General features: G+C 68.1%; 27 protein-coding genes. 11 read left to right on the top strand and 16 right to left on the bottom strand.

What is annotated here, in order from left to right:
• Position 1 precedes the first annotated feature (1 nt).
• Together LRH25_RS25600 and LRH25_RS25595 are read right to left on the bottom strand one after the other, a co-directional pair.
• On the bottom strand, positions 2 to 256 hold the full coding sequence (locus LRH25_RS25600) for a hypothetical protein (protein WP_231012799.1): 255 nt from the start codon (positions 254 to 256) through the stop codon (positions 2 to 4).
• Positions 257 to 456: 200 nt separating this feature from the next.
• Positions 457 to 1,626, bottom strand: a complete 1,170-nt coding sequence (locus tag LRH25_RS25595; protein ID WP_375140592.1) for a JmjC domain-containing protein — start codon at positions 1,624 to 1,626, stop codon at positions 457 to 459.
• Positions 1,627 to 1,683: 57 nt separating this feature from the next.
• Here LRH25_RS25595 and LRH25_RS25590 point away from each other — a divergent pair, with 57 nt between their 5' ends.
• Positions 1,684 to 2,202: an FKBP-type peptidyl-prolyl cis-trans isomerase gene (locus LRH25_RS25590; protein WP_141288855.1), complete on the top strand. Its 519-nt coding sequence runs from the start codon at positions 1,684 to 1,686 to the stop codon at positions 2,200 to 2,202.
• A gap of 9 nt (positions 2,203 to 2,211) precedes the next feature.
• Here LRH25_RS25590 and dut read toward each other — a convergent pair whose 3' ends face one another.
• The 6 genes from dut to LRH25_RS25560 all read right to left on the bottom strand — a co-directional run bounded on the left by dut (position 2,212) and on the right by LRH25_RS25560 (position 6,464).
• Positions 2,212 to 2,661, bottom strand: a complete 450-nt coding sequence (gene dut / locus LRH25_RS25585) for a dUTP diphosphatase (RefSeq protein ID WP_141288853.1) — start codon at positions 2,659 to 2,661, stop codon at positions 2,212 to 2,214.
• A 29-nt stretch (positions 2,662 to 2,690) separates the two neighbouring features.
• Entirely contained in the window at positions 2,691 to 3,986 is a 1,296-nt protein-coding gene (gene coaBC / locus LRH25_RS25580) for a bifunctional phosphopantothenoylcysteine decarboxylase/phosphopantothenate--cysteine ligase CoaBC (RefSeq protein ID WP_231012798.1), read from the bottom strand.
• A gap of 15 nt (positions 3,987 to 4,001) precedes the next feature.
• Complete coding sequence (locus LRH25_RS25575) at positions 4,002 to 4,760, bottom strand: UPF0149 family protein (protein WP_141291336.1); 759 nt, start codon at positions 4,758 to 4,760, stop codon at positions 4,002 to 4,004.
• Between the two features lie 57 nt (positions 4,761 to 4,817).
• Positions 4,818 to 5,405: a GNAT family N-acetyltransferase gene (locus LRH25_RS25570; protein ID WP_141291334.1), complete on the bottom strand. Its 588-nt coding sequence runs from the start codon at positions 5,403 to 5,405 to the stop codon at positions 4,818 to 4,820.
• Between the two features lie 76 nt (positions 5,406 to 5,481).
• Positions 5,482 to 5,646 carry a hypothetical protein gene (locus LRH25_RS25565; protein WP_170201140.1) on the bottom strand — a complete coding sequence of 55 codons (165 nt, stop codon included), beginning with the start codon at positions 5,644 to 5,646 and terminating at the stop codon, positions 5,482 to 5,484.
• 32 nt (positions 5,647 to 5,678) lie between these two features.
• Positions 5,679 to 6,464, bottom strand: a complete 786-nt coding sequence (locus tag LRH25_RS25560) for an RNA polymerase sigma factor (protein WP_231012797.1) — start codon at positions 6,462 to 6,464, stop codon at positions 5,679 to 5,681.
• A gap of 73 nt (positions 6,465 to 6,537) precedes the next feature.
• On the opposite strand from LRH25_RS25560, the gene LRH25_RS25555 reads away from it, so the two are divergent.
• Positions 6,538 to 7,143 (top strand): ATP-dependent Clp protease proteolytic subunit, encoded by a 606-nt coding sequence (locus LRH25_RS25555; RefSeq protein ID WP_141291829.1) that lies wholly within the window; start codon positions 6,538 to 6,540, stop codon positions 7,141 to 7,143.
• 3 nt (positions 7,144 to 7,146) lie between these two features.
• Here LRH25_RS25555 and LRH25_RS25550 read toward each other — a convergent pair whose 3' ends face one another.
• Genes LRH25_RS25550 through LRH25_RS25535 form a run of 4 tightly spaced genes read right to left on the bottom strand, consistent with a single transcriptional unit; the run spans position 7,147 to position 12,086 of the window.
• On the bottom strand, positions 7,147 to 8,310 hold the full coding sequence (locus tag LRH25_RS25550) for a lipocalin-like domain-containing protein (RefSeq protein ID WP_231012796.1): 1,164 nt from the start codon (positions 8,308 to 8,310) through the stop codon (positions 7,147 to 7,149).
• Complete coding sequence (locus tag LRH25_RS25545; protein WP_231012795.1) at positions 8,310 to 10,865, bottom strand: ABC transporter permease; 2,556 nt, start codon at positions 10,863 to 10,865, stop codon at positions 8,310 to 8,312. Before LRH25_RS25545 ends, LRH25_RS25550 begins: the two co-directional genes overlap by 1 nt.
• Entirely contained in the window at positions 10,855 to 11,562 is a 708-nt protein-coding gene (locus LRH25_RS25540) for an ABC transporter ATP-binding protein (RefSeq protein WP_231012794.1), read from the bottom strand. The genes LRH25_RS25545 and LRH25_RS25540 overlap by 11 nt, the downstream gene beginning before the upstream one ends.
• 2 nt (positions 11,563 to 11,564) lie before the next feature.
• Positions 11,565 to 12,086, bottom strand: a complete 522-nt coding sequence (locus LRH25_RS25535; protein ID WP_141287359.1) for a DUF1993 domain-containing protein — start codon at positions 12,084 to 12,086, stop codon at positions 11,565 to 11,567.
• Positions 12,087 to 12,351: 265 nt separating this feature from the next.
• Between LRH25_RS25535 and LRH25_RS25530 the strand changes: the two genes are divergently transcribed.
• From LRH25_RS25530 to LRH25_RS25510, 5 genes are all read left to right on the top strand, one after another.
• Complete coding sequence (locus LRH25_RS25530; RefSeq protein WP_141287358.1) at positions 12,352 to 13,632, top strand: NAD(P)/FAD-dependent oxidoreductase; 1,281 nt, start codon at positions 12,352 to 12,354, stop codon at positions 13,630 to 13,632.
• Between the two features lie 176 nt (positions 13,633 to 13,808).
• Positions 13,809 to 14,756, top strand: a complete 948-nt coding sequence (locus tag LRH25_RS25525; RefSeq protein WP_141287357.1) for a hypothetical protein — start codon at positions 13,809 to 13,811, stop codon at positions 14,754 to 14,756.
• Positions 14,757 to 14,777: 21 nt separating this feature from the next.
• Entirely contained in the window at positions 14,778 to 15,065 is a 288-nt protein-coding gene (locus LRH25_RS25520) for a hypothetical protein (protein WP_141287356.1), read from the top strand.
• Between the two features lie 85 nt (positions 15,066 to 15,150).
• Complete coding sequence (locus tag LRH25_RS25515) at positions 15,151 to 15,951, top strand: peptidoglycan-binding protein (protein ID WP_141287355.1); 801 nt, start codon at positions 15,151 to 15,153, stop codon at positions 15,949 to 15,951.
• A 35-nt stretch (positions 15,952 to 15,986) separates the two neighbouring features.
• Positions 15,987 to 16,901 (top strand): pyridoxal-phosphate dependent enzyme, encoded by a 915-nt coding sequence (locus tag LRH25_RS25510; RefSeq protein ID WP_141287354.1) that lies wholly within the window; start codon positions 15,987 to 15,989, stop codon positions 16,899 to 16,901.
• Positions 16,902 to 16,915: 14 nt separating this feature from the next.
• On the opposite strand, the gene LRH25_RS25505 is transcribed toward LRH25_RS25510, so the two are convergent.
• Positions 16,916 to 19,093: a prolyl oligopeptidase family serine peptidase gene (locus tag LRH25_RS25505; protein WP_231012793.1), complete on the bottom strand. Its 2,178-nt coding sequence runs from the start codon at positions 19,091 to 19,093 to the stop codon at positions 16,916 to 16,918.
• A gap of 262 nt (positions 19,094 to 19,355) precedes the next feature.
• Between LRH25_RS25505 and LRH25_RS25500 the strand changes: the two genes are divergently transcribed.
• The 4 genes from LRH25_RS25500 (at position 19,356) to LRH25_RS25485 (ending at position 23,227) form a co-directional block, all read left to right on the top strand.
• The gene (locus LRH25_RS25500; protein WP_141287353.1) at positions 19,356 to 20,267 is read left to right on the top strand and encodes a Tll0287-like domain-containing protein; all 912 of its coding nucleotides are present in this window, start codon (positions 19,356 to 19,358) and stop codon (positions 20,265 to 20,267) included.
• A gap of 3 nt (positions 20,268 to 20,270) precedes the next feature.
• Positions 20,271 to 22,229: a mechanosensitive ion channel domain-containing protein gene (locus LRH25_RS25495; RefSeq protein WP_231012792.1), complete on the top strand. Its 1,959-nt coding sequence runs from the start codon at positions 20,271 to 20,273 to the stop codon at positions 22,227 to 22,229.
• Positions 22,226 to 22,627 carry a type II toxin-antitoxin system VapC family toxin gene (vapC, locus tag LRH25_RS25490; RefSeq protein WP_141288105.1) on the top strand — a complete coding sequence of 134 codons (402 nt, stop codon included), beginning with the start codon at positions 22,226 to 22,228 and terminating at the stop codon, positions 22,625 to 22,627. Before LRH25_RS25495 ends, vapC begins: the two co-directional genes overlap by 4 nt.
• A 276-nt stretch (positions 22,628 to 22,903) precedes the next feature.
• Entirely contained in the window at positions 22,904 to 23,227 is a 324-nt protein-coding gene (locus LRH25_RS25485) for a hypothetical protein (RefSeq protein WP_170200903.1), read from the top strand.
• 152 nt (positions 23,228 to 23,379) lie between these two features.
• Here LRH25_RS25485 and LRH25_RS25480 read toward each other — a convergent pair whose 3' ends face one another.
• From LRH25_RS25480 to LRH25_RS25470, 3 genes are all read right to left on the bottom strand, one after another.
• Complete coding sequence (locus LRH25_RS25480; protein ID WP_141288107.1) at positions 23,380 to 23,763, bottom strand: hypothetical protein; 384 nt, start codon at positions 23,761 to 23,763, stop codon at positions 23,380 to 23,382.
• Between the two features lie 193 nt (positions 23,764 to 23,956).
• Positions 23,957 to 24,433, bottom strand: a complete 477-nt coding sequence (locus LRH25_RS25475) for an NUDIX hydrolase (protein ID WP_141288108.1) — start codon at positions 24,431 to 24,433, stop codon at positions 23,957 to 23,959.
• Positions 24,434 to 24,509: 76 nt separating this feature from the next.
• The gene (locus LRH25_RS25470) at positions 24,510 to 24,926 is read right to left on the bottom strand and encodes a hypothetical protein (RefSeq protein WP_211361408.1); all 417 of its coding nucleotides are present in this window, start codon (positions 24,924 to 24,926) and stop codon (positions 24,510 to 24,512) included.
• Positions 24,927 to 25,068 lie beyond the last annotated feature (142 nt).

The following is a 25,068-nucleotide window of genomic DNA, read 5'->3' as shown; positions in this document are numbered from 1 at the left end:
CTCAGTTCGAAGCAGCCGATGCGGGCGCCATGGCGTCCGAAGCAGCTTCCGAAGCGGGTGCAACCGGGGCAGCAGCCGGAGCCGAAGCTTCGACAGCGGGAGCCGGAGCAACAGGAGCTTCTTCCTTCTTGCTGCAAGCAGCCAGGGCGGCAACGGCGATCAGGGAAGCCAGCAGGAGCGACTTGTTCATGAATGTCCTCGAAAACAAAAGGGGTCGAACAAAATTACCGGTAATTCTGGAAGCCCGCTTGTTCACGCGCGCCTCCTCCTCGCGAAAGGCCAAAAACGCTGGGAGAGTACACGTCATGCATCTACATGCGTACGCCCTGCTCCTGTGGACACGTTCCTGTACCTAGCTCTTGATTATACCGGTGCAACACCCGCCACTAGGGGCCTTCCCTATCAAGAAAAACCTTGGGCTGCCGACGCGCGGGCGCGAAACGTTGCCGTCACGCATCATTTCGGGGCACGCACACCGATTTGGCGTGGCGCCGCACGCACCCAGCCGCTTTCGGCCCAATCCTGCACCAGCGTCAGTGCCTCTTCGCTGAGCCTGGCCACCTCGCGCGGTGACAGCGCGCGCTGATCTGCAAGCTGGTGCATCAGCTTGGCATCGCGCCCACCCGCGCGGAAGGATTCGCCGTTCAGGAACACCTGGCGATCGTCGTACATCATGCGGGAACGTGCATCCAGCACCAGCCCATCACCAGGCTGCAGCGCCTCGCCACCGTCAAACCACACGGTCGCCTTCGGCTCGGTGAGCGACTCGCCCAGCGCGCTGTTGAGGCTGTAGGCATCGTTCAGCGCGGCGATCACCGCGTGCTGCGCAAAGCTTTGCAAAGCCTCGGGAATGCGGCCAGGCGTTGCGGTGGCCTCCTGCCTGGGGTCGCGGTATCGCGGTTCGCGCTCGGGCGCATCCAGCGCGTCCAGCATGCGCTGCAGCACGTCGCGCGCCATCTCGGTGGGCGTGGGCGTTCGAAAGCCGATCGAGCAGGTCATGCAATCGTCGCCTTCGGCCACGCCGTCATGTGCCCATTGCGGCGGCAGGTACAGCATGTCACCAGCTTCCAGCAGCCATTCCTGCTGGGGCTCGAAATTCGCCAGCAGCTTGACCGGAACACCCGGCACCAGGCTGTCGTCCTTGACCGGCCCGATGCGCCAGCGCCGGCTGCCGCTGACCTGCAGCAGGAACACGTCGTAGGAGTCGACATGCGGGCCGACACCGCCGCCATCGCTGGCATAGCTGATCATCAAATCGTCCAGCCGCGCCTCGGGCACGAAGCGGAACTGGCTCAGCAGATCGCGCGCAGCTGGCACATGCAGGTCCAGGCCCTGGACCAGCAGCGTCCAGCCGGCCTGCTTGGGGCTCGGCAGTTGGCGCCGCGTCAGCGGGCCGTGCTGCAGGCGCCAGCCAGGGCCGGCTTTTTTTGCCGCGGTGGTCTGGCGGATCAGGCGGGATTCGACATCGTCGCGCCCGGCCAGATCGAACAGCTCGGCACGCGCCAGCGGCGGCTGCACGCCGGGCACGGCCTGGCGGATCAGGTAAGGCTTTTTCTGCCAATGGCGGCGCATGAATTGCGCCGGCGAGAGGCCGCCCAGCAGCGGCAAGGAGAGATTGGGGTCCACGGTCATGGGGCGGCATTGTCCGCTGCTTGACCCTTCGCCTTGTGCGATCATTCCGCGATGGACATCACTTCACCTTGCGTGGTGACGCTGACCTGGATCCTGTCGGATGCCCAAGGTCAGCTCATCGACGAGCTCAGCGACCCGGTCGAATTTTTCTATGGCGGCGACGATTTGCTGCCCAAGGTGGAAGAAGCGCTGGAAGGCCAGACAACGGGCTTCGAAGCTCACCTGCACCTGGAACCTGAAAACGCCTTTGGCGAATACAACGCCGATCTGCTGTGCTATGAAGCACGCCAGCTTTTCCCGGAGGGGGTTGAACCCGGCATGCAGTTCGATGGCCTGCCCGAAGGCGCTGCCACGCCGGACATGCCTCAGGACCTGACCTACATCGTGACCGAGGTCTACCCGGAACATGTGGTGCTGGACGCCAACCATCCGCTGGCCGGCATGGCGCTTCGCCTGGAACTGAAGGTGGTCGACGTGCGCGAAGCGACCGCCGCCGAAACCGAAGCCGGCAGCGTCGAGCCGCCGGTGGTCGTCATGGGCGGCCCGCCGCCCGGCGCCTCACTGCACTGAATCAGCTTCTCAGGCCACGCCGGTCGAACCGAACCCGCCGGCGCCCCGGTCGCTGGCATCGAATGAATCGACGACGCGAAAGCTCGCCTGTACCACCGGCACGATGACCAGTTGCGCAATGCGCTCCATCGGCTGGATCGTGAACGCGACCTGGCCGCGGTTCCAGCAGCTCACCATCAACTGGCCCTGGTAGTCCGAGTCGATCAGGCCGACCAGGTTGCCCAGCACGATGCCATGCTTGTGGCCCAGGCCCGAGCGCGGCAGGATCAGCGCGGCGAGTCCGGCATCGGCAATGTGGATCGCCAGGCCGGTGGGGATCAGCGTGGTTTCGCCGGGCGCCAGCGTCACGGCTGCGTCCAGGCAGGCGCGCAGGTCCAGGCCGGCACTGCCGGGCGTCGCGTACGCGGGCAGCTGTTCACCGGCACGCGGGTCCAGCACCTTCAGTTCGATGGGGGTCATGTTCACTGCAAAGAGATCACTGAATTGGGTCACACGCCGGCCGTGCGGCGGGCGATCTCGGCCACCAGCTGGCGCGCCAGCGCCAGCTTGTCGCCAGCGGGCAGTTCGCGGTGGCCCGCGGCGTCCACCAGCACCAGCGTGTTGTCGTCGCGCCCAAAGGTCGCCGGACCGAGGTTGCCGACGATCAGCGGCACGTTCTTGCGCAGCAGCTTCTCGCGCGCATGCGTCAGCAGGTCCTGGCTTTCGGCTGCAAAACCGACGCACCAGGGCTTGTCCGGCAGGCTGGCGACGGCGGCCAGGATGTCGGGGTTCTCGGTCAGCTCGAAGCTGGGCGCGAGCTTCTTGCCGTCCTTCTTGATCTTGTGCTCGTTCATCACCGCCGGGCGCCAGTCGGCCACCGCCGCGGTGGCGACGAACACGTCGTGCAGCGGCGCCTGCGGCAGCACCGCATCAAACATCTGCTGCGCGCTTTGCACGTCGATGCGGCGCACGTGCGGCGGCGTCGGCAGGTGCACCGGCCCGGCGATCAAGGTGACCTCCGCGCCAGCTTCCTGTGCTGCTCGCGCGATCGCAAAGCCCATCTTGCCGCTGGAGTGGTTGGTGATGCCACGCACCGGGTCGATGGCCTCGAAGGTCGGGCCCGCGGTGATCAGCAGCTTCTTGCCGGCCAGCAGCTTGGGCTGGAACGAAGCGATCAGTTCATCGCGCAGTTCGTCCGCTTCCAGCATGCGCCCGTCGCCGATCTCGCCGCAGGCCTGGTCGCCAGCGGCCGGGCCCAGCACCAACGCGCCATCGGCCCGCAGCTGGGCCACGTTGCGCTGCGTGGCTGGATGGGCCCACATCTCGCGGTTCATCGCCGGCGCCACCAGCAGCGGCACGCGCTCGGCCGGCCGCGCCAGGCACAGCAGCGACAAGAGGTCGTCCGCCCTGCCCTGCACCAGCTTGGCGATGAAGTCCGCGCTGGCCGGCGCGATCAGCACGGCGTCCGCGCCTTCAGGAACCGCAGGGCCGCCCCAAGGTTCCTGATCCCCCTCGGGGGGCGGGCTGGGCGCAGCCCGGCCCTGGGGGCGCTCACGAGTCAAATTGATGTGCGCCATGTTGTTGCCTGGCCGCGCGTCCCACTGCGAGGTGTAGACCGGCCGGTTCGACAGCGCCTGCATCGTCACTGCGGTGATGAAGGCCTCAGCCGCCTCGGTCATCACCACCTGCACCGTGGCACCGGCCTTGACCAGCGAACGGGTCAATTCCGCGGCCTTGTAGCAGGCCACGCCACCTGACAGGCCGAGCACGATGTGCTTGCCCGCGAGGTCCTGTCTTTCAGCCATGCCGCACCTCGGCCATCACTGGACTTGCGCGCCGTGGCACTTCTTGAACTTCTTGCCGCTGCCGCAAGGGCACGGGTCGTTGCGGCCCGGCAGTTCGCCCACGCGGCGCTGCGGCGGCTTCGGCGCGTGGTCCAGCCAGTACAGGCGCATGTCCTGCGCGGCATACAGCGCCTCGTGGATCAGTTCGTCGCGCGTCAGCTCCTCGCCTTCGTAGAGCTCCTCGAAGACTTCCTTCAGCTCTTCCGGGTCCAGCGTCAGCGAAACCACGCGCAGCATGCATTCGTCGAACAGCTGGCCCTCCTCGGTTTCCAGGTCGGCCTCGGGCCAGTCCTGCGGAAAGTCGCGTGTCGCGTCGATGAAGCCGATGGCCCAGACCTCGCCGGTCTGCTCCAGCAGGTGCAGCTCGTCTTCCTTGACATGGCCGTCAGCCACCAGCTGGGCCTTGTCCTCGTCGCTGAGCTCGATCATCAGCGGCGCCAGGCGCAGCACGTCCGGATCTTCGAGGATCTGCTCCGGGTCCAGCTGGTTGGCCAGCACGTCCCAGCGGGCCTGGATGACCTCCTGGGCGGCCTCCACGTCGGCCGGGTCGGCAAAGGTGCGGGTGAAAACGCCTTCGCCGAACACCGGCAGCCAGTCCAGCAGCGTCAGCCGCCGCGGGCCTGCCGCCAGCGCGCTCATGTAGCCGTCTAGCCACTCCAGCGAGATGCTGTCCTCGAAGCCCGCCATGCGCTGGCACAGCGCATCCAGCGCTTCGATCTCTTGTTCGGTACTCATGCGGGGCGCAGCCAAGGCGGGACCTCTCTCGTCAACGGAATCGGGGCCGGCAGTGTCTCATGCCAGACGTGGCCAGTGGGGCGGGCTGGGATGCAGCCGCGCCATGCTCAGGGTGTCCACGTACTGGCCATCGCGCAAGGCATAGGCGCGCAGCAGGCCTTCGGTCTCGAAACCGAACTTGCGATAGAGCGCGATCGCGGCCGCGTTATCGGCAAACACCGTCAGCTCCAGGCGCAGCACGCCGGCCCAGTCGTCGGCATGCCGGCACAGCGCGGCCATCAGCGCGCTGCCGATGCCGCGGCCATGCCACTGCCGCGCCACGGTGATGCCCAGGCTCATCGCATGCCGCCGCCGCACAGCCCAGGACGCGGCGTGCAGGCCTGCGCTGCCCACCAGCTCGCCGTCCACCAGGGCGACCAGATGGATGTCGGTGCTGCCAGGCTTGAGCTGCTGGTCCTCCAGGCGCTTGCGCCAGAAGGCTTCGTCCGGATACGGCACCTGCAGCACATTCGCGAAGACCTCGGGCGTTTCCATCATGCGAACGAAGGCGGGCGCATCGTCAGGGTGGGCCCGGCGCAGCGTGCAGGCCGCAGTGGCGTTGGCGGTGGGCGGGGCGTCTGGCAAGGTCGGTGCAGCGAAGCTCATGCAGGTCTCCGGTGGGAGCTTCCAAAAAGCAACAGGCCCGCGGGTGGCGGGCCTGTTGAGCGAAATTCAGCGGTGTTCAGTGGTTTCGCAGGGCCCGGGGGTGTGGTGGCAGCAGCAGGTGCATGACGGCATGCAGCTGCGCCATGAACACGACGACGACCGCCTGCGCGAACGACTGCATCGCACGCGGCGGGCGGGCGATGGCGAACGTGGCGACGAAGGTCGAAACCGGGTTGGGCATGGGCTCAGTTTGCGGGCAGAGCCGCCAAACGGTCAAGCGCTGGCATGCGGCTCGTTGTGCAAGTCCTGCAACGGCCCCAGCGGCAGCAGGCACAGCAGCGGGCCGCCGGCCGCGCCGCCCAGCCGCACCGCCAGCATCAGCCGGCCATGCAGCTGCAACACAGTCGGCTGGATGCCGCTGCCACCGCCCGCCTGCGGCGCGGCGCCGGCGGCGGTGCAGGACAAGGTTGGCGGACGCAGCAAGGCGATCAACGCGGCCGGGCTGTGCTGCTGCAGCGCATGCCAGCACAGTGCAAACAGCGGCGAGTCCGCATCGTCACGCGGGTGGGCAGGCGCGGCAGCACGCAGCTTGCGCAGCGCCCGGTGCAGGCGCTGGCGCGAAGCCGCCTCGGCGCGGCCGGCCAGCCGGGCGATCTCGGCGTGCTCGAAGTCGAACACCTCGTGCAGCAGCACTGCGGCGGCGTCTTCAGGGGCCAGGTGCTGCGCCACGTGGCGCAGCGCAGCGCGCACTTCGTCCGCCAGCAATGCCTCGGCTTCAGCGGACTCGGCCACGGCCAACGCGGGACCCGCCTCTGCGTGCTTGCGCCGCACCATGCCGTGATGGCGCTGCAGGTCGGTGCACAGGTTGCGCACCACCGTCAACAGCCAGGCCTGCTGGGCCTGCGCGCCCTGCGGCAGCACCGGCGAGCGCAGGTAGGCGTCCTGCACCACGTCCTCCGCATCCGCATGGTTGCCCAGCCAGAGCCGGGCCAGCGAGGTCAGGCGGCGGCGCAGCGCGGGATCGCAGGCCAGCGGATGGGGCGGCAACAGGCTTTGCATGGCATGGGTGTCACATGGCGGACGGCTGATCCGTTTCACCGACATGTCCGACACAGGAGTTCAGATGGAACACATGGAAAGCGATCCTAACGCCACGCCCGCCTCGGCGGCCGGCGACCCACGCAGCACCTTCATGGAGGAAAAGGCCTTTCGCTCGCGCACCGTGCTGGTCTTCGGCCAGATCAACGACAGCAGCGCGGCCGACACGGTGCGGCGTTTGATCGCGCTGGACGCGGAATCCAACGCGCCCATCGACATGCTGGTCTCGTCGCCCGGCGGCCACCTGGAGTCGGGTGATGCAATCCACGACATCGTGCGTTTCATCTCGGCGCCGGTGAACATGATCGGCACCGGCTGGGTGGGCAGCGCGGCCACGCACCTGTACCTGGCCGTGCCGCGCGAGCGCCGCTTCTGCCTGCCGCAGACGCGCTTCCTGATCCACCAGCCCAGCGGCGGCGCCGGCGGCCAGGCGACTGACATCGCGATCCAGGCCAAGGAAATCGTGCGGGCCCGCGAGCGCATCGCCCGCATGATCGCCCGCGAAACCGGCCAGCCGCTGGACACGGTGATGCTCGACATCGAGCGCGACCGCTGGATGTCGGCCGATGAGGCGCAGACCTATGGCCTGGTCTCGCGCATCATCGAACGCCGCAGCGACCTGCCTGCCGCCAAGGCCTGACGCTCACAGTGCCAGCCGGCCGGCACGGCCCGTCATCTCCAGGTAACCCAGGCCCAGCCGGCGGCCCTGCTCGTCGCGCAGCACGGACAGCCCCTCCCAGTAGACGGTGCCGGTGCTGGCACGGCTGTCCAGTTCCTGCGCGTCCAGCAAGGCCTCGACCTGGAAACGGCCGACGGGCGTGTGCAGCGTCCATTGCACCGGGTAGCTGGCCCCGGAGTCCGGGCTGCGCCAGCGGCGGCCGGGCTCGAAGCGCAATTCGCCGGGCTGGAAAGTGCGCAGGCCGCCTTGCGGGTCGCGCCAGCTGCCGCCGGCCCATACCGGCGCGGCCTGCTCGTCTCGCGCTCGCATGCGAAACAGCATCAGCGCACTGCCGTCGTCCAGGTTGAAGCCCACCCAGTCCCAGCCGACCGCCTCGGGCGCGAGGTAGGCGTTGCTCCATTCATGGTCCATCCAGGCCCTGCCCTGCACCGGATGCAGCCCCGTCCCCACGCGCAGCTCGCCCTGCACCACCAGTTGCGGCAGGCTGTAGTAGTGGCTGGCCTCGCCAGGCAGCGGGCCCTTGCGCGAATGCCCCGCCTCGCCCTGCAGCATCACAGGCTGGGTGGGTGCCAGCTGCAGGTCCAGGCCAAAGCCCTTGGCCGGCAGCTGCGCCTGCCAGCGCTCGCTCGCCGGGTCGCGCTGCAGCTGCCAGTCGGCCGTGCGCAGCCGGGCCTCGCCCCGATCCGCACGGGCGCGCGAGCCGGTGTCTTCGCCGTTCCAGCGCACCATGCGCTGGTCGTGCAGGTGGCGCGCCGGCTGGCCTGGCTGGCCCAGATCAGTCAGTGCCGCGTGGGCAAACAGGACCTGGCGCGGCGCGAGTCGCCCGGGCAACTGTTCCGCCAGGCCGGTGCGGGAGCGGAAGAAGGTGATCTGGAAACCCCAGCGCGGCGCCGCTGCCTTGCCCTGAGCGGGCAATGTGCCTGCTGCTTCAAGATGGCCTGTGAGGTACCACCACTCGGTACGCGCACCCGGATGACTGCCGTGGTCCGACGGAAAGCGCAACACACGGTCAGGGCGCACCTCGTCAACAGCGGCATCCGGCGAAGCAGCCGCGACCGCGCCCGCCCAGGCCGGCGCCAGCAACGCCAACAAGCCTTGCCGGCGGTTCCACAAGCGAGTGGCTTGCATCACCAGTCCTCCTTCACCGCGCGCACCGCATCGGCGCTGAGCGCATGCCGGGCCGCCCAGGCGCTGGTGGCCAGGCCGGCCACCAGCATCGCCGCCGCCAGGCCGCCCACCTGGGCCAGCGGCACCCGCAGCGGCATGGTCCAGTGGAAGCTCTGCGGGTTCACCACGAACACCAGCACCGCGCTGATCGCCAGCCCCAGCGCCACGCCCACCACCAGGCCAGCGCCCAGCCAGCCCAGCGTCTCCATCAACACCAGGCGCAGCACCTGCGAACGCGTCAGCCCCAGGTGCGCCAGCAGGCCGAACTCGCGCCGCCGGGCCAGCACCTGGGCCGACAGGCTGGCCGCCACGCCCGCCAGCCCGATGGCGATGGCCACCGCCTGCAGGTAGCGCGTCACCGCGAAGCTGCGGTCGAAGATCTGCAGCGACACCGCCTTGAGCTGCACCGTGCTCGCAAAGCCCAGGGCCTGCGGCGCACCGCCCAACGCGGCCACCAACGCCGATACCTGGTCCCGCACGGCCTGCTGCGCCTGGGCAGGCGCCAGCCACAGGGCCAGGTCATTGAGCCGGGTGTCGCCGGTCAGCCGCTGGTAGTCGTCCAGCGCCATCACCAGGCTGCCGAACTGGCGGGCGTAGTCGCGCAACACGCCGCGCACGAAAACCTTCACCGTGCGGCCCTCGCGGTCCAGCAGCGGCAGCGCCAGCAGTTGGCCAGGCTGCACGCCGTACAGCGTGGGCACCGCTTCGCTGACGAACACACCCACCTGGCCTGCCGGCGCGGGCAGCGCCAGGCCCACCAGCGGCAGGCTGCGGGCCGGGTCCTCGCCCAGCGTGCGGGCCTGCAGCCAGACCTCGGGCTGCCGTGCGCTGAGCGACAGCGGCAGGCCACGGCCGGCCGCCACCCGCTGCACACCGGGCAGGGCCTGCACCCGGGCCACCAGGCCGTCAGGGAAACTGGCCGAGCCGGTGCTGCCGCCACTGCTGGCGCGCACATACAGGTCGGCCGGCAGCACCGTCTCCAGCCATTCGGTGACGGCATCACGGAAGCTGGCCACCATCACCGTCAGCGCCACGCTGAGTGCCAGGCTGGCCACAACGCCAGCCACGGCGGCAGTGGCAGTGGCCCGCTGGTGGCGTGCCCGCTGCAGGGCCAGCAGCAACAGTGGGCGGCGCGCCGGCCGCGCGCTGCGCTCGCCCAGCAGCACCCGCACCACCGCAGGCACCAGCGCAATGCCGCCGACCAGCCAGGCGGCCACTGCGGCATAGGCGGCCAGCGGCAGGTCGCCCAGCGGCGGCAGCAGCGCCAGGCCCGCCCCGGCCAGCAACAGCAGCAAGCCGGGCCAGACGGGCGGCGCCTCGCCGTCCTGCCCGCCCAGGCCCTTGAGCGCCTGGGCAGGCGCCAGCCGGGCCGCGCGCGCCGCCGGCCATGCGCCGCCCACCAGCGCCGCCACCAGGCCGAGGCCGGCACACACCGCGGCGGCGGGCCAGGAAAACTGCAGCTGCGGCGCCCCGCCGGAAAAATAGCCGCCGCCCAGGTCCCCCGCCAGCCAGCGCAGCGCCAGCGCCGCCATGCCGGTGCCCAGGCCCACGCCCAGCAGGCCGGCCAGCAAGCCCGTCGCCGCGCATTCCTGCAGCACCAGCCGGCGCCGGCCCGCGGCATCCAGGCCCAGCACGCCCAGCAGCGCCAGCGCAGGCGTGCGCTGCGCCACGGCCAGGGACACCACCGAAAACACCAGGAAGCCGCCCACCACCAGCGCCACCAGCGCCAGCACCGTCAGGTTGACCCGGTAGGCGTGGGACAGGTTGGCCACGCGCTGGCGGTCGTCGTCCGCCTCGCCCCAGTGGCTGCCGGGCGGCAACTGGCCGTCCAGTGCCTTGCGCAGGGCCTGCGGCGCCGTGCCCGGCGCCAAGCGCAGGTCAATGCGGGAGAGGCGTCCTCCCCAACCAAAGGCCTGCTGGGCAGAAGCCACGTCCATGACCAGCAACGGCGCCCCGCCTGCCACCACCCGGCCAGCCAGGCGCCAGCGCACCGGCTTGCCCTGGGCGAGCAAGGCAATGTCGCGCGCGCCGGGGGCCAGGGCCTGTACCAGCGCGGCATTGGCAAAGCCCAGGGCCGGGTCCAGCACGGCCAGCCGGCCGGCGCCGTCATCCGGCCGCGGCATCAGCTCCGGCGCCACGGGGTAGACCTGCAGCGCATCCAGCCCCACCACCCGCACCGTGTGCACCTGGCCGTTCAGCCCCAGGGCCTCGGTGCTGAGCTCCACGCGCGGGTGCGCCAGGCGCACGCCGGGCTGGTCGGCCAGCCGGTCCAGCCAGGCCTCGTCCATGCCGCCGGGGCCGGCGACCAGGCTCAGGTCCGGCTCGCCATTGGCAGAGTGCACGGCCGACGAAAACTCCGCCAGCGCCGATTCATTGATCAGGTGCACCGACAGGGCCAGTGCCACGCCCAGCGCCACGCTGAGCAAGGCCGAGAGCTGCCGCCACGGGTGGCTGCGCCATTCCGCCAGGCTCAGGCGCCACAGGCGAGCGCCGCCGGCCGCGCGCTCAGGCGGCATCACGCATGCCGGTGGCGTGCAACTGCAGCACCCGGTCGGCCCGCGCCGCGGCGCTGTGCGAGTGCGTCACCAGCAGGCAGGCCGCACCTTCGCGCTGCACCTGCTGCTGCAGCAGGTCCAGGATGCGGGCGGCCGTGTCCGGGTCCAGGTTGCCGGTGGGCTCGTCGGCCAGGATCAGCGGCGGCCGGTGCACCAGCGCGCGCGCAATCGCCACGCGCTGCAGCTGCCCGCCTGACAGCTGCGAAGGCATGCGCCCGCCCAAAGCGGCCATGCCCACATCATCCAGCATCTGCTGCACCCGCGCCGGGTCAGGCCGGCCCAGCAGCATCAAAGGCAGGCCGATGTTGTCTGCCACGCTGAGGTGAGGCAGCACGTGGAAGGCCTGGAACACAAAGCCCAGCAGCTCGCGCCGCAGCCGGGCCTGTTCGGGCTCCGGCAGCTGGTGCACCGGCCGGCCCGCCAGGCTGACGCTGCCTTCATCGGCGCGGTCCAGGCCGGCGATGCAGTTGAGCAGCGTGGACTTGCCCACGCCGGACTCGCCGCGCAGCGCCACGAACTCGCCCGCGGCGATCTGCAAAGACACGCCACTGAAGACGGGCAGTGCGCCGTATCGCTTGCCCAGGCCCGACACCTGCAGCAGCGGGCCGGCGCCAATCGCGGTGGCCCTTGCGTCGAGTTCTGCGGGCTTGGGCTGCATCCTCAGGCAGCAGCACTGGCGCCAACCAGGTAGTCCTGCTTGCCCAGGTCCACGCCGTTGTGGCGCAGGATGGCGTAGGCGGTGGTGACGTGGAAAAACGCGTTCGGCATGGCCCAGTGCTTCAGGTAGGCCTCGGCCTTCATCGTGCGGGTGCGGTCCTTGCCGACCGGGAAGGTCACGTCGGTCTCTTCCTTGCCGTCAATGGCGCTGCCGGGCACCGTGTCCAGCCAGGCCAGCGTGCGGTGGATGCGCTGCTTCAGCTCGGGCATGGTCGTCTCGTTGTCGTCGAACTTCGGCGCTTCCAGGCCGGAGACACGGGCAATGCCCAGCTTGCTGGCGTCGCAGGCAATGCGCACCTGCGAGGACAGCGGCAGCATGTCGGGCGCCAGGCGCATGCCGACGAAGACGTTCGCATCGAACTTGCGCGCTTGCGCATTGGCAATTGCCTTGTCCAGGCAGTGATCGAGGTTGCGCAGCACGCTCTTGAAGACGGGCAGGCTGGCGGAAGACAGGGTGATGGACATGGGAGTCTCCTGGTGTGGGTTGACTGGCCGGGCCAGCTTCTGAAGTGGCCTGCGCTTGAGTGGCCGCGATCATAAGCATGCGCGCTTTCCGCTGCCGGCGTTGGCCGATCACCCGTGGTGGCGGCCGGTCATCGCGGCGTTCGCGTACGCCATTGGCCGGCCTCTGGCAAACGCGAAGCACCAGCCAAACAACAGCGAAGCGACTGGGCGATGCGGCCATGCATCTGTCGTTCCAATGGGCGCCCGCCTCTGTTACAACGCGCCCATGCACTACGACATCGTCATCCTGGGCGGAGGCGCCGGCGGGCTGGAGCTGGCCGCGCAATTGGGGCGGCAGCTGGGCCGCCGTGAAGGCCGCGACAAGGTCCTGCTGGTCGACCGCTCGGTCTTCCACATCTGGAAGCCCACGCTGCACGAGGTGGCCGCCGGTACGCTGGATGCGCACCAGGAAGGCCTGTCCTACACCATCCTCGCGCGGCGCAACCACTTCGGTTTCGCGCTCGGCGAGATGCGCGCGCTGGACCCCGTGAAGCGCCAGATCACGCTGGCGCCGCTGCTGGACGAAGAGGGCCGCGCGATCGCCCCCGAGCGCCAGATCAGCTTTCGCTGGGCGGTGCTGGCCGTCGGCAGCGGCTCGAACTTCTTCGGCACGCCAGGCGCCGAGCATGCCTACGTGCTGGAACAGGCGCAGGACGCCGAGCGCTTCCGCCGCCACTTGCTGGCCGCCTTTGCGCGGGCTTCGTTTTCGCCGCAGCGCTCGCTGGGCGTGGCCATCGTTGGCGGCGGTGCCACGGGCGTGGAGCTGTCGGCCGAGTTGATCGAGGCCCACAACGAGCTGCTGGACGGCCTGGGCAAGGGACAGCGCTTCCGGCTGGACATCAGCATCGTCGAGGCCGGCCCACGGCTGCTGGGCGGCCTGCCAGAGAAGATCTCGGGCCAGGCCACCACCGCGCTGGAGCGCAAGCAGATCAAGGTCATGACCGGCACCCGCGTGCTGGAGATCAAGCCCGGTGCGCTGCAGACCTCGCAGGGCGAAGTGCCGGCCGACCTGATCGTCTGGGCCGCAGGCATCAAGGGCGCAGACGCCAACACCACACTCGGCCTGGCGGTGAACAAGGCCAACCAGTTCATCGTCAACGAGCACCTGGAAACCTCGGTGCCCGGCATCTACGCGATGGGCGACTGCGCCGCCTGTCCCTGGCAGGACGGCAAGCTGGTGCCGGCCCGCGCCCAGGCCGCCCACCAGCAGGCCAGCTACCTGCTGAAGGTCTTCCACGGCCTGCTGCGCGAGCGTCCGCTGGCCGCCAGCTTTGTCTACAAGGACTTCGGCTCCCTCGTCTCGCTGGGCGACAACAAGGGCGTGGGCAACCTGATGGGCGGGCTGTCGGGCCGCAACTTCTTCGTCGAAGGCCTGCTGGCCAAGTGGATGTACATCTCGCTGCACCTGATGCACCACCGCGCCATCGTCGGCCTGGGCAACACCGTGGTGCTGGCGCTGGCGCGGCTGCTGCAACGGCGCGTTTCGGGGCGGCTGAAGCTGCACTGACGAGCCGGCACGCCGACCGGGACAAGGCCCGCTCCCCACTTAATGGGGACGCGCGGCCACGCCAATCGCTGCAAACTGCGGCAGCGCGCACGAACACCACCCACAAGCGCCGCCAACCCGCCCATGCGGGACACCCCACGCAGTTCAGCCCTGGCTCCGGCCAGGAAGGCAGACACATGCGAACCCTGCGACAAGCGCGCTGCGCCCTTTCGGGTCTTGGTCTAGGTCTTGTCCTGCTCACACCGCTGGCCGGCTGCAGCAGCCTGCAGCAGGTCGGCGGCCCGCCGCCCATCGGCCTGAGCGAGCTGCAGCGCAACAAACTGCTCACCGCCACCGACGACTTCGACCTCAGCCAGGCCATGGGCGACGCCAATGCCGATGCGACCAGGCGCCGCGAGCTGCGCAACGCCTACATCGCCAACCGCCTGGTGCTGATGGACGTGGCCTTCCTGAACTACCTGCGCACGCTGACCACCGACAAGCACACGCTGGACGCCGCCAGCGAAGGCACCGTGCTGGGCCTGAGCGTGCTGGGCACCTTGATGAACGCGACCCAGGCCAAGGAAAACCTGGCCGCGCTGGTGGCCACCATCACCGGCCTGAAGGCTGTCGTCGACAAGAACTTCTTCGACAACCGCGGGCTGGACGCGATTGCCTCGACCATGGTGGCCAAGCGCAAGGAGGTGCTGGCTCGCATCCTGGTCGCCCTGCCCGGCAGCGCGGACGCCTACCCCTTGGTGGCCGCGCGCAACGACCTGAACGACTACTACCTTGCCGGCACCATGGACGGCGCCTTCCTGACCATCCAGGCCGAAGCCAACAAGCGCGACGAAGCGGCCAGCAGGAACCTGAGCCAGACGCTGATGGTGGCCAACACGATGGAGAACCTCAGCAGCACGACCTTGGCCAGCAAGCGCAGCCTGACGCTGGCTCTGGGCGCCCCCACCGCCACGCTGGAAGTGGTGACGGCCGCACTGACCGCCCTCAGCGTGCCAAGCGATCAACTGCCCGCCGCCAAGGATGCGGCCGTCGCCCTGCTTCAAAAGTACGTGCGCGAGGCCCGCACCCAGGTGCAGATCGACGCCCTGGCCGCCATCTTCCGCAACGCCGGCCTGACGCCGTGAGCCCATCTTCAGGAGACGCCAATGAGCGATGACATCTACCTGGTCGAGATCATCCGCGATGACCTGGCCGGCTACACCAACCGCGTGGCCAACGAAGAGGCCGGCGCGTCGGAATTTGTCGACAACCGCGTCAGCGTGGACGCCGGCATCGCCACCAACCACGCGAGCTTCAAGGTGCTGCCGCCCGGCCAGTTGCCGGACCCGCCGACCTTCGTGAAGCTGGGCAGCCTGCCGGCCGGCAAGCAGCCCAGCTGGACCGGCGTGCTGCTGATTGCCGGGCTCAACGTCGCGGCACAGATGTTCCGCTGAGCACCCGCTTGGTCATTCCAGCCTGCGTCGCCGATGGCCGGCGACAGCGCAGGCTCATCCGACACCGGCCTTGGGAGACAGCAAGATGAGCACCACCCTGCGCATGGGCGACCGCGGCCCCGACGTGAAGCAGCTGCAGCTGGCACTGAAAGGCAAAGGCTTCAACCCTGGCGAGCCGGACGGCGACTTCGGCGTGGCCACCGAGCAGGCCCTCATCGGCTTCCAGAAAAGCCGCAACCTGCTGGCCGATGGTGTGGCCGGCCCGCGCACGCAAGAGGCACTGGAGCTGGCGGCGGACAGCACGCTGCCTGATGCGACCACCGGCATGTCGGTGCAGATCGCCGCGCAGATGTGCCCGGGCGCACCGCTGGCCAACATCAAGACCCACCTGCCGGTGGTGCTGCAGTCGCTGGCCGACGGCCAACTGCATGACAGGCCGATGGTGCTGATGGCCATCGCCACCATCCGGGTCGAGACCGCCGGCTTCCTGCCGATCAGCGAGGGCCAGTCGCGCTTCAACACCTCACCTTCCGGCCAGCCGTTCGACCTCTACGACTTCCGCAGCGACCTGGGCAACCACGGCAAGGGCGACGGCGAGCGCTTCAAGGGCCGCGGCTTCATCCAGCTGACCGGCCGCAGCAACTACCAGGAATTCGGCCCCAAGCTCAAGCCCGCGCTGGACCTGGAAGCCCACCCCGAGCTGGCGAACGCAGCCCAGGTCGCGGCCGACCTGCTGACGCTGTTCCTCGGCAGCAAGGAGCGCCAGATCAAGCAGGCCTTGCTGCGGCAGGACTATGCCGAGGCGCGCCGGCTGGTCAACGGCGGCCACCACGGCGTGAACGACTTCACGCAGGCCTTCAAGACCGGCGACGCATTGATGCCCTGAGCCACGCCGACCGCCGGCGCTTCGATAATCGGGCCATGCCCCTGCACATCGAAACCCCGCTGGTCACCTCCCGCCCCTTGAGCCTGGCCGCCGGCCGCCAGGTCACGCTGAAGCTCGAAGCCCTGCAGCCGCCGGGCTCGTTCAAGATCCGCGGCATGGGCGCGGCTTGCGAGTGGCACGCCAGCCGCGGCAAGCGGCGCTTCGTTTCGTCGTCTGGCGGCAATGCCGGCATCGCCGCGGCTTATGCCGGCCGCGAGCTGGGCATTGCGGTCACCGTGGTCGTGCCGGAGACGAGCACCGCGCATGCCCGCGAGCTGATCCGCCAGCAAAACGCCGAGCTGATCGTGCACGGCAAGGCCTGGCACGAAGCCAATGCGCTGGCGATGAGCCTGCTGACCGAGCACGACGCTTTCCTGCACCCCTTCGACGACCCGCTGCTGTGGACCGGCCACGCCACGATGATCGACGAGGCTGTGCGGCAAGGCGACAGGCCCGACGCGGTGCTGCTGTCGGTGGGCGGTGGTGGACTGATGGCTGGCGTGGTCGAAGGCCTGCGCCGCAACGGCTGGGGCGACGTCTCGGTGATCGCCGTCGAAACCATCGGCGCCGACTCCTTGAACCAGGCCGCGCAGGCCGGCGAGCGCATCGCGCTGGACGCCATCACCAGCATTGCCACCTCGCTGGGAGCCAAGCAGGTCTGCGAACAAGCCTTCTCGCTCTTGCAAAGCCACCCTGTGCGCTGCGTCACCGTGACCGACCAAGCCGCACTGGCCGCCTGCGAACGCTTCCTGGACGACCACCGCATCCTGGTCGAACCCGCCTGCGGCGCCAGCCTGGTGCTGGCCTATGCCAATGCACCGGCGCTGGCCAACTTCCAAAACGTGATGGTCATCGTCTGCGGCGGCGCCACCGCCACGGTGGACCAGCTGCGCGCCTGGCGCACCAGCTGAGCCGCAACGAAGTTTTAGGGCTTCGGCTGGTGCGCCGCGGCCCCCGTCTGCCAGAGGATGAAGGCATCGGTGTCGGCGGCTTCTGCGTCCTGCTGGGCGCGGGTCGAGCCCATGCCGTGGCCAGCGTCGAAATCCACCCGCAGCAGCACGGGCTTGCCGCTGGTGCTGGCGGCCTGCAGGCGGGCGGCCATCTTGGCCGGGTGGAACGGGGCGACGCGCGGGTCGGTGACGCCGGTGGTCAGCAGCACCGCGGGGTAGCGCACGCCGTCTTTCACGGCCTGGTAGCTGTCGATGCCCTTGAGCGCGCGGTAGCCGGCCGGGTCGGCCAGGCTGCCCCACTCGGGCTCTTCGCCGTAGCCGTTCTGCTCGGCCACGTAGCGCAGCGGGTTGTGCCAGCCCACACCCGAAACCACCGCGGCGAACAGGTCCGGCCGTTCGGTCAGCGCCATGCCCATGGCAATGCCGCCGGCGGAACGGCCGCCAATGGCCAGGTGCTGCGGCGAGGTGTAGCGCTGGGCGACCAGGTCTTCACTGATGGCGATCAGGTCGCGCCAGGTGTTGGGCTTGTTCTCCAACTGGCCGGCGCGGTGCCAGTCACGCCCATATTCGCCGCCGCCACGCACGTGGGCATAGCCCATCACCGCGCCCTGGTCCAGCAGCGCCAGTGCGCGGCCGACAAAGGACGGCGTGTAGCCGGGAATGCCGTAGCTGCCATAGGCCTGCAGGAAGGTCGGCGCGCTGCCGTCCCTGGGCAAGCCCTTCTTGTAGACCACGTCGTAGGGAATGCGGGTGCCGTCTTTCGCGGTCGCGAAGCGGCGCTCCGAGGTGTAGGGGCTGGTGTCGATGGCCGGGCGCGGGGTCAGCCCGGTGTCGGTCACCTGGCCGCGGGCGCTCACCGCCCACACCCCCGCTGGCTGCAGCCAGCCGGACAGGCCGCACAGCAGGCCGTCTTCATCGGCATTGGCCGACAGCCCGCCCAGCGTGCCGTCAAAAGGCAGCGCGACCTGTGTGAGCTTGCCGTCGGCGCCCAGGCGCTGCAGCCGGCCCAGGCCGCCGTCCATGCCCTTGAGGTACAGGCCGTCCTTGGCCCTGGCCATCTGCTGCAGCACCAGGCTGCTCTCGGCCACCACTTCCCTGGCAGTGGCCAGGTCCGGCGCACGCGCCGAGGTCTGCAGCACGCGGCCACGCGGGTGGCCGTGGTTGGCCAGCAGGTAGAGCTTGTCGCCCTGCAGGTTGAAGCCGGTGACCTCGTCTTCAAAACCGGCCACAGGCTGCCAGCGGGGCTTGCCGGCCAGCAGTTCCTGCCGCGTTGCGATGAACAGCGCCACCTCCGGCCGCACGTCGCTGAGCATCAGCAGCACATAGGGGCCGTGCGCCGAGCTGAGCAGCGTGGGCGACTGGATGCGCTCGAAGGCCGGCGAGCCGGCGCGGCCGCGGGCCACCAGCACCGGGTCGTTCGCCGGGTTGGTGCCCAGGCGGTGAAAGCGGGCGCGCGAATCCAGGAAGCGCTCCGGCGTGTCCACCTTGCCGGTCAGCTGGTTGTAGAAGAAGCCGCTGCCGTCCGGCAGCCAGCTGGGGCTGGCGTTCTGGGTGTCGGTGATGCGCTCGGGCAGGTCACGGCCGGTGGCCAGGTCCAGTACATGCAGCGTGGAGTCCTCGCTGCCGTCCTGCGACAGGCCGTAGGCCACGTGCCGGCCATCCGGCGAGGCTTCCCACCAGTCCAGCGAGCTATGGTGGCCGGCGCGGTCCAGCTGGGTCGGGTCCACCAGCACCCGGGGCTGGCCCTTGCCGTCGCGCACGAAGAGCGAGAAGTTGTTGGCCCCTGCCGGGCGCTGCAGGTAGAACAGCTTGCCGCCGTTGCGATGCACCTGGCCGGTGGCCACCGAATCGCCCGAGACCTGCTGGATGCGGGCCAGCAGCGCAGCGCGGCCGGGCAGCTCGCTCAGCACCGCGCGGGTGTGCGTGTTCTGCCCCCTGAGGAAAGGCAGCCAGTCGGGGTCCTGGTCGTCTTCCATCCAGCGGTAGCGGTCCAGGACCGTTTCGCCGAAATAGGTGTCTGTGACCGCACGCACCTTCGCGACGGGCGCGGGCGGCGCCTCGTCCAGCGCAGCGTGAACAATGGTGGCTGCCAGCGGCAGGCTCAGCGACCAGGCCAGGCGAACAGCGCCAGCCAGGGTACGGCTTTGGATCATGCGGAGGACGTGAAGACGGGAATGGGAACCCGCGATGGTAGGCGAAGCCGGCCCCTGGCCTTACCCGCAGCTGGCCAACCAACGGCCGGATGTCTCACGACAGGCGGGCATCGACCGGCGCAGCGTGCTCAGGCTCGTTCGGCGACGGCCGTGGATTCAGCCGTCGGCTTGAGGCGCCGAAGCCTTGTCACCAAGATGTCACATTTAGTTACGAACATCGTGGGTTCGCCATTCGGCAAGGTCAAAAGGCAAAAGCGGCCCCATGCGCATTGAATCCCGGTTCACGCTCTCCCTGGCGTTTTGCCTCTGCCTGGGGCTGGCCATCTCGGCCTACATCTCGTTTCAGCTGGAGTCGCGTCAGGCGCGGGATGAGGTCAAGCAGAAGGCCGACATGCTGCTCGAGACGGGCCTGGCGATCCGGGCCTACACCAGCGAGGAAGTGGGGCCGGCGCTGCAGACGCTGCAAGGCGGCACGGGCTTCAATGTGCAGCAGGTGCCGTCTTTTTCGGCGCAGAACGCGATTCACCGGCTGACCAGGAAGTACCCGGAATACCAGTACCGCGAACCTTCGCTGAACCCGACCAATGTGAAGGATCGGGCCAATGACTGGGAGGTGGGCCTGATCCGCGACTTCCAGGCCAAGGACAAGCTTGGCGAGTTGAGTGGCGAAATCGGCGGGTCTGGTGACAGGCGGTTTTACGTGGCCCGCCCCATCCGCCTGAGCAACCCGGCCTGCCTGCAATGCCACAGCGTGCCGGCGGCCGCGCCAGCGCCCATGGTGGCGCAATACGGGCCCGTGAATGGCTTTGGCTGGAAGCTGGGTGAGGTGGTGGCCTTGCAGGTGGTGGAGGTGCCCAGCAAGCCCGCGCATGACAAGGCGCTGCGCAGCGTGCTGGTGACCGTGGGCTCGCTGGCCTGCGTGTTCGTGCTCTCGGCAGCGGTCTTCCTGCTGCTGCTGCGCCGGCATGTGACCTACCCGCTGGAGCGGCTGACGCAGGCGGCGCATTCGATCAGCGTGGACGGCGCGCATGCCCAGCAGCCGGCTTTTGCGGTGAAGGAGGCGGGGCAGTTCTCCGAGCTGCACGAGGCCATCATCCGGCTGCGGGCCAGCATGGACTCGGCGCTCAAGCGCATCGCTGCCTTCAGCAAGCAAGACGACGACGCGGGCAAATAAGCCATGTGGACCTTGATTGCGATGGCGCTGGCTGCCCTGCTGTGGCTGGTGGTGGTGACCCTGGGGCACGGCGTTGATGCGGAGCCAGATGGCATCAACCTCACGGCGATCCAGTTGGCGGCGATGAGCCTGACGGCGCTGAGCGTGGCGCAGCTTCTGCAGCGGCTGCTGAGCCATCTCTTGCTCGGCAAGAGCGCGACGCAGGGTGCGGGGCGCTCGTCGGACCTGCTGCGCTCGGTGCTGAACGTCACCCTGTATCTGGTGGTGGGCGTGCTGTTCCTGCACTATGGCCTGGGGCAGGACGTGACCAGCGTGCTGGCCACCTCGGCGCTGCTGACGGCCATCCTGGGCCTGGCGCTGCAGCCGACCTTGGGGCACCTGTTTTCCGGCGTGTCCATCGAGATCGAACGCCCGTTGCGGGTGGGCGATTACGTGCGGCGCGACGAGTTGGAGGGGCGTGTGGTCTCGCTGAGCTGGCGGTCGGTCTCGCTCGAAACCGACCGCGGCACGCTGCTGGTGATGCCCAACGCCGAATTCACCAGCCGCTCGGTGGAAATCATCCGCGCCAGCCAGCCCTCGCGGCACCAGATCGTGTTCCACATGGCCAGCAACTGCTCTCCCAGCCAGGTGCTGCGGGTGGCCATGCAGGTGCTGCGCAGCGACATCACGGACATCGTGCCGGTGCCTGCGCCCAGCGTCGTCATCCTCGGTTCCGATCCATTGACCGGCACGCTGCGCTTCGCGGCGCGCTTTTTCACGCTGAAGTTCCTGGACCGCTCCCGCATCGCCTCCCTGTTCATGGAGCGCCTGTGGTTTGCCTTGTCCAGAGAAGGCTTGGCGCTGCCGCAGCGGCCCATGCTGGGCAGCACTGAGGAGGCGGCCGGTTGGCATCTCATGCCAGACCATGGCCCGGCCCAGGAGCAGCTTCTGGCCGCAGAGCTTCCTTTGCCGGCGGCTGCCGGCAGAGCGGCTGCCCCGCAGCCTGCCGCAATGCGCGGCCTGGTTGCGCAATCACTGGCGGGCGTGCCCGCCGCGCTGCGACAGGAACTGCTGGCTGCCGGCCAGCTGGCGCTATACGGGCCCGATGAACGCTGCAACCGGCGCCAGGCGGGCGTGCTGGTGCAGGGCCAGCTGGCGCAGGACAGACCGCCGCAGCCCGAGCAACGCCAGCGCGAGCTGGACTGGCTGCGAGCTCAGGTGGCGCCGTTGCCTTCTCAGTCGCCCTCGCAGTTGCTGAGCGCTGAAGCCATGGTCATGGAGCCCGATCACTTCGAGCGCTTCGTGCAACGCGCCGCGCTGGCCATGGGGCCGCTGGCCCACAGCCTGTGCCTGCGCATCGCGCTGCACACCGATGACCTGAGCCTGGCCCACGCGCTGCTCGCCGAGTCCATCCCCGACCCAGCGCAGCGCCAGGCCTTCCTGGCCCAGGCGCCAGCGCCCTCCAGCTCGCGCCTGGCGGCCCCGGCATGGTTCGCGGCTGGCGCAGCCTTCTGGAGTGCGATGCCTGCGCCTGCCGCGCCGTTCAGGACTGCGCGGTCTTTGTGTGGCCGGCGGCCGTGCTGCGGCCGATCCTGGCGCACTGTGCGGCCGCCGATCTGCAGGCCTTCTCAGCCCTGCTGCAGCAAGACGAGGCCGACGGTGCGGCGCTGTCTGCCGAGCGGCTGGTGGCCTGGGCGCGCGCCGAGGCGTGACGCGCCCTTGCGCGCTCAAACCTTGCGCACGCCGGCAGTGATATCCTGTGTACCAGGAACCCGAAAGGTACACATCGTGCGCACGAACATCGAGATCGACGACAAGCTCATGAAAGACGCGCTCCTTGCGACTGGTGCAAAGACCAAAAAGGAAGCGGTTGAGCTTGGGCTGCGGACTCTGCTTGACCTTCGTGCTCAAGAGAAAGCCCGGGAACTGCGCGGGAAAATCACCTGGGAAGGTGACCTCAACGCGATGAGAACCGACAAGTGATTCTTGTCGACTCCAGCGTTTGGATCGACTACTTCCGTTCGACAGACACGCCGCAGGTTGCCTTACTCGACTCCTTGCTTGGGCGAACCCGAATCGCAGTCGGAGATTTGATCGCAGGTGAAGTTCTGCAAGGTATTCGCGACGACAAAGAGTTCAAACGGGTCAAGGATATCTTCGATGCCTTTACCCGTCTCGACCTCTGCGGATACGACCTGGCTTTGAAGGCGGCAGAAAACTACCGCACTCTTCGGGCAAAAGGCATCACCACCCGAAAGACCATCGACACCTTGATCGCAACGCGGTGCATCGAGGATGGTCTGACTCTCCTGCACTCCGACAGAGACTTCGCACCTTTCGCGATGCACCTGGGTCTACGCGAGGCATATTCGGAAGCCTAGCAAGCTGCGACGCCCGACGGTCACACATCGTTCCGACATGGCACGACGGATCGGCGCTGATCGGATGTTGCTACTTCCCTTTACGCGCGCCACGGCAACCGTCGGCGCGCCTGCGGGTACTCAAGAAGGTCCGCATCGATTGCCACCTACGGCTTCCAGGGCACCGCTGAAAAGCGAGCCGGCTGCAGGGGGACGCGATGCCTCCATCCGAGCTGTTCCATGCCACACCCTTGCTACCTCCGCGACCTGCACGGCCAAGAACCTGGCGACTATCCAATGCCCCTGTGGGACATCGTGATCTGGGACGAAACCCGGCAGCGCTACTTCTGCTCGGAAGCCACGTTTGACGACCCCGCCGAGGCACACGGCTACCTGGCCACCACCGAACCGGCGCTCATGCTGCGCACGGCCTACGCCCTGAAGCTGCAGCTGGTGCCACCGGCCATCGTGGCCGCCGTGGCGGCGCGACAAGCCCTGTGCCAGCGCGCCGCCGCTGCCTGCCTGACCCGCACCACATGGACGGTGCCCTGCCAGCCAAGCCAGAAGCTGGCCCCTCCGCCCTGCCCTCTGGCGCTGGCCGCACTGTGGCCGGCTGGCTGATCCCGCCCAGGCCTCAATCGTGCGACTTGCAATTGCAGAGTTCGAATTCGTGACCGCCGGGTGATGCTTGTCTCAGGAGTTCAGTTCGGCGCAACAGGCCTGCCGAAGGCGGGTTCCCCTGAACGAAAGGCTCAGCCCGCAATGTGGCGGAGCTAGAAGCACTGCGCATCATTGGGGTTCTCGGCCACACGACAACTCCACTGGAACAACTCAGCGCCATTCTTCATGGAACGGCGGAACCTGGCTGCGGGCTGATTGGCGATGGCGTCAGGGAGTGGCAACTCGGCTTTGACCGCCGACGTGTTTTCGTAGAAGTTGACGAAGCAGGTGCGCTCAGGTGGACACAACTTGGCCAACTGAACCTGGTAAGCCGAGAAATCTCTCGCCTGCTCTTTGGGAACGATCACGACTTGAACCAGGCCCTGCACGCCGACCACCTGCCACGACGGCGAATCTTCTGCCTTGACGCTGGCGGCGCACAGCATCGCGGCCACGCCCGCGAGCAAGCACACCGCGCGATGCCCCGTCGTATTCATTGCCAGATCTCCGGTGAAAGGCGCAATCCTCATCCTGTCCCATTAGATGCAGGCCGCACCATTTCGTCAACTTGACCAGCACAGGGAAGTCCATGACGATTCTGGCCGTGGGCATTGATCTCGCCAAGAACGTTTTTGCCGAGCATGGCGTGGGTGAGTCCGGTCATCCTGAACTTCAAGGAAGTTTCATCCCTCATTCATACTCTCGCTGAACGGCATGCGAGAAGACCAGCGGATTGGCGGTGAGAGAAGCCTGGAGAAAAGTGGGGCGTAGATTGATCGCAGCCAGATCTTCAAGCGCGAACCAGCGAAATTCCAGATTCAGGTGGCTCTCCAAGCCACAGTAGGTTCGAGCCTTGTCGAGGTGACCTGAGGTTTCGGCAAGTGATACGAGGAAATAAAAACCGATTTCGTGGTTGCGGCGCCCTGCAAGATCAAAGAAATTCTCTGCTATGTGGAGAAGTTGGCCGCATTCAACATCCTCCCCGAGCTCTTCCTTCATCTCTCGGACGATGGTAGCTGATGCCTCCTCGCCCACTTCCACCCGGCCACCCGGGAGAGCCCAGTATTCGTCGCCTGGCGCTCGATGGAGCAGCACGTATCCGGCATGAAGGACGATGGCAGCGGCACGAACCTGGAATCGCTGGCCTTGGAGATCGACAGAAATCATGAGGCCCAGCGTTCGATGTGAGGGTTGGCCCGCTTGTGGGAACTCCCTGCAGAAGGGTTTGGCAACACAGCGTTGCTCAGCAGGGAATTGCTTCGAGATCGGGCTCGACAAACGCCGTGCGAGCGCGCTCAGAGAACAATGCAGCAGCGGAGTAATGAGTCAGCATGACCTTCGTGTCCAGAAGTGCTTGGCTGTGTGCGATGAATTCTGAGAAGGCGCTAGCGTCTCTTCGGCTCATGAAATGAGAGACCGCCATGATCCATGCGCGGGTGAGTGTCTCGTGAAACTTCTCACGAGGAATTTCATTGGCATCGAGGAATGCCAGGAGCGCCTCACGCATCTTCTGCTCGGCGTAATTCAAATCGCCTCGACAAAGATAGACATAGGCCATGCGCAGGTGAGCGAGGTGATTGAACTCGCTGGCTGGTATTTCACCGCCCTCGAATGCGCGCGTGAACTCAAGATCTGATTGCGACGCTACGGAAACTGACACGACATTCTCCTGTGTTGTCTACGTTGAAGCTGAGGGGCCGAAGACAGATGACCGCGCGCAGCAATGGCGGGCTGTTGAGCATAACGCTGGTAGCGGAAGAAGTGCAGCAGCCTGTCGGTGGTCGCCATCAAGGCAGTGGCGC

The organism is Ideonella azotifigens (assembly GCF_021043325.1).
GTDB lineage: Bacteria > Pseudomonadota > Gammaproteobacteria > Burkholderiales > Burkholderiaceae_C > Ideonella > Ideonella azotifigens.
Note: the sequence above shows the minus strand (reverse complement) of the source record. Positions and strands in the feature narration are given on the sequence as shown.

What these genes read in the sequence shown, in the direction of transcription:
- LRH25_RS25500 (WP_141287353.1), top strand. Translation starts at nt 19,356, where the DNA reads ATGCGCATTGAATCCCGGTTCACGCTCTCCCTGGCGTTTTGCCTCTGC.
- LRH25_RS25505 (WP_231012793.1), bottom strand. Translation starts at nt 19,093, where the DNA reads ATGATCCAAAGCCGTACCCTGGCTGGCGCTGTTCGCCTGGCCTGGTCG.
- LRH25_RS25575 (WP_141291336.1), bottom strand. Translation starts at nt 4,760, where the DNA reads ATGAGTACCGAACAAGAGATCGAAGCGCTGGATGCGCTGTGCCAGCGC.
- LRH25_RS25540 (WP_231012794.1), bottom strand. Translation starts at nt 11,562, where the DNA reads ATGCAGCCCAAGCCCGCAGAACTCGACGCAAGGGCCACCGCGATTGGC.
- LRH25_RS25525 (WP_141287357.1), top strand. Translation starts at nt 13,809, where the DNA reads ATGCGAACCCTGCGACAAGCGCGCTGCGCCCTTTCGGGTCTTGGTCTA.
- LRH25_RS25570 (WP_141291334.1), bottom strand. Translation starts at nt 5,405, where the DNA reads ATGAGCTTCGCTGCACCGACCTTGCCAGACGCCCCGCCCACCGCCAAC.
- LRH25_RS25475 (WP_141288108.1), bottom strand. Translation starts at nt 24,433, where the DNA reads ATGATTTCTGTCGATCTCCAAGGCCAGCGATTCCAGGTTCGTGCCGCT.
- LRH25_RS25535 (WP_141287359.1), bottom strand. Translation starts at nt 12,086, where the DNA reads ATGTCCATCACCCTGTCTTCCGCCAGCCTGCCCGTCTTCAAGAGCGTG.
- LRH25_RS25515 (WP_141287355.1), top strand. Translation starts at nt 15,151, where the DNA reads ATGAGCACCACCCTGCGCATGGGCGACCGCGGCCCCGACGTGAAGCAG.
- coaBC (WP_231012798.1), bottom strand. Translation starts at nt 3,986, where the DNA reads ATGGCTGAAAGACAGGACCTCGCGGGCAAGCACATCGTGCTCGGCCTG.
- LRH25_RS25590 (WP_141288855.1), top strand. Translation starts at nt 1,684, where the DNA reads ATGGACATCACTTCACCTTGCGTGGTGACGCTGACCTGGATCCTGTCG.
- LRH25_RS25480 (WP_141288107.1), bottom strand. Translation starts at nt 23,763, where the DNA reads ATGAATACGACGGGGCATCGCGCGGTGTGCTTGCTCGCGGGCGTGGCC.
- LRH25_RS25530 (WP_141287358.1), top strand. Translation starts at nt 12,352, where the DNA reads ATGCACTACGACATCGTCATCCTGGGCGGAGGCGCCGGCGGGCTGGAG.
- LRH25_RS25565 (WP_170201140.1), bottom strand. Translation starts at nt 5,646, where the DNA reads ATGCCCAACCCGGTTTCGACCTTCGTCGCCACGTTCGCCATCGCCCGC.
- LRH25_RS25560 (WP_231012797.1), bottom strand. Translation starts at nt 6,464, where the DNA reads ATGCAAAGCCTGTTGCCGCCCCATCCGCTGGCCTGCGATCCCGCGCTG.
- LRH25_RS25550 (WP_231012796.1), bottom strand. Translation starts at nt 8,310, where the DNA reads ATGCAAGCCACTCGCTTGTGGAACCGCCGGCAAGGCTTGTTGGCGTTG.
- LRH25_RS25520 (WP_141287356.1), top strand. Translation starts at nt 14,778, where the DNA reads ATGAGCGATGACATCTACCTGGTCGAGATCATCCGCGATGACCTGGCC.
- LRH25_RS25555 (WP_141291829.1), top strand. Translation starts at nt 6,538, where the DNA reads ATGGAAAGCGATCCTAACGCCACGCCCGCCTCGGCGGCCGGCGACCCA.
- LRH25_RS25510 (WP_141287354.1), top strand. Translation starts at nt 15,987, where the DNA reads ATGCCCCTGCACATCGAAACCCCGCTGGTCACCTCCCGCCCCTTGAGC.
- dut (WP_141288853.1), bottom strand. Translation starts at nt 2,661, where the DNA reads ATGACCCCCATCGAACTGAAGGTGCTGGACCCGCGTGCCGGTGAACAG.
- LRH25_RS25545 (WP_231012795.1), bottom strand. Translation starts at nt 10,865, where the DNA reads ATGCCGCCTGAGCGCGCGGCCGGCGGCGCTCGCCTGTGGCGCCTGAGC.
- LRH25_RS25495 (WP_231012792.1), top strand. Translation starts at nt 20,271, where the DNA reads ATGTGGACCTTGATTGCGATGGCGCTGGCTGCCCTGCTGTGGCTGGTG.
- LRH25_RS25485 (WP_170200903.1), top strand. Translation starts at nt 22,904, where the DNA reads ATGCCCCTGTGGGACATCGTGATCTGGGACGAAACCCGGCAGCGCTAC.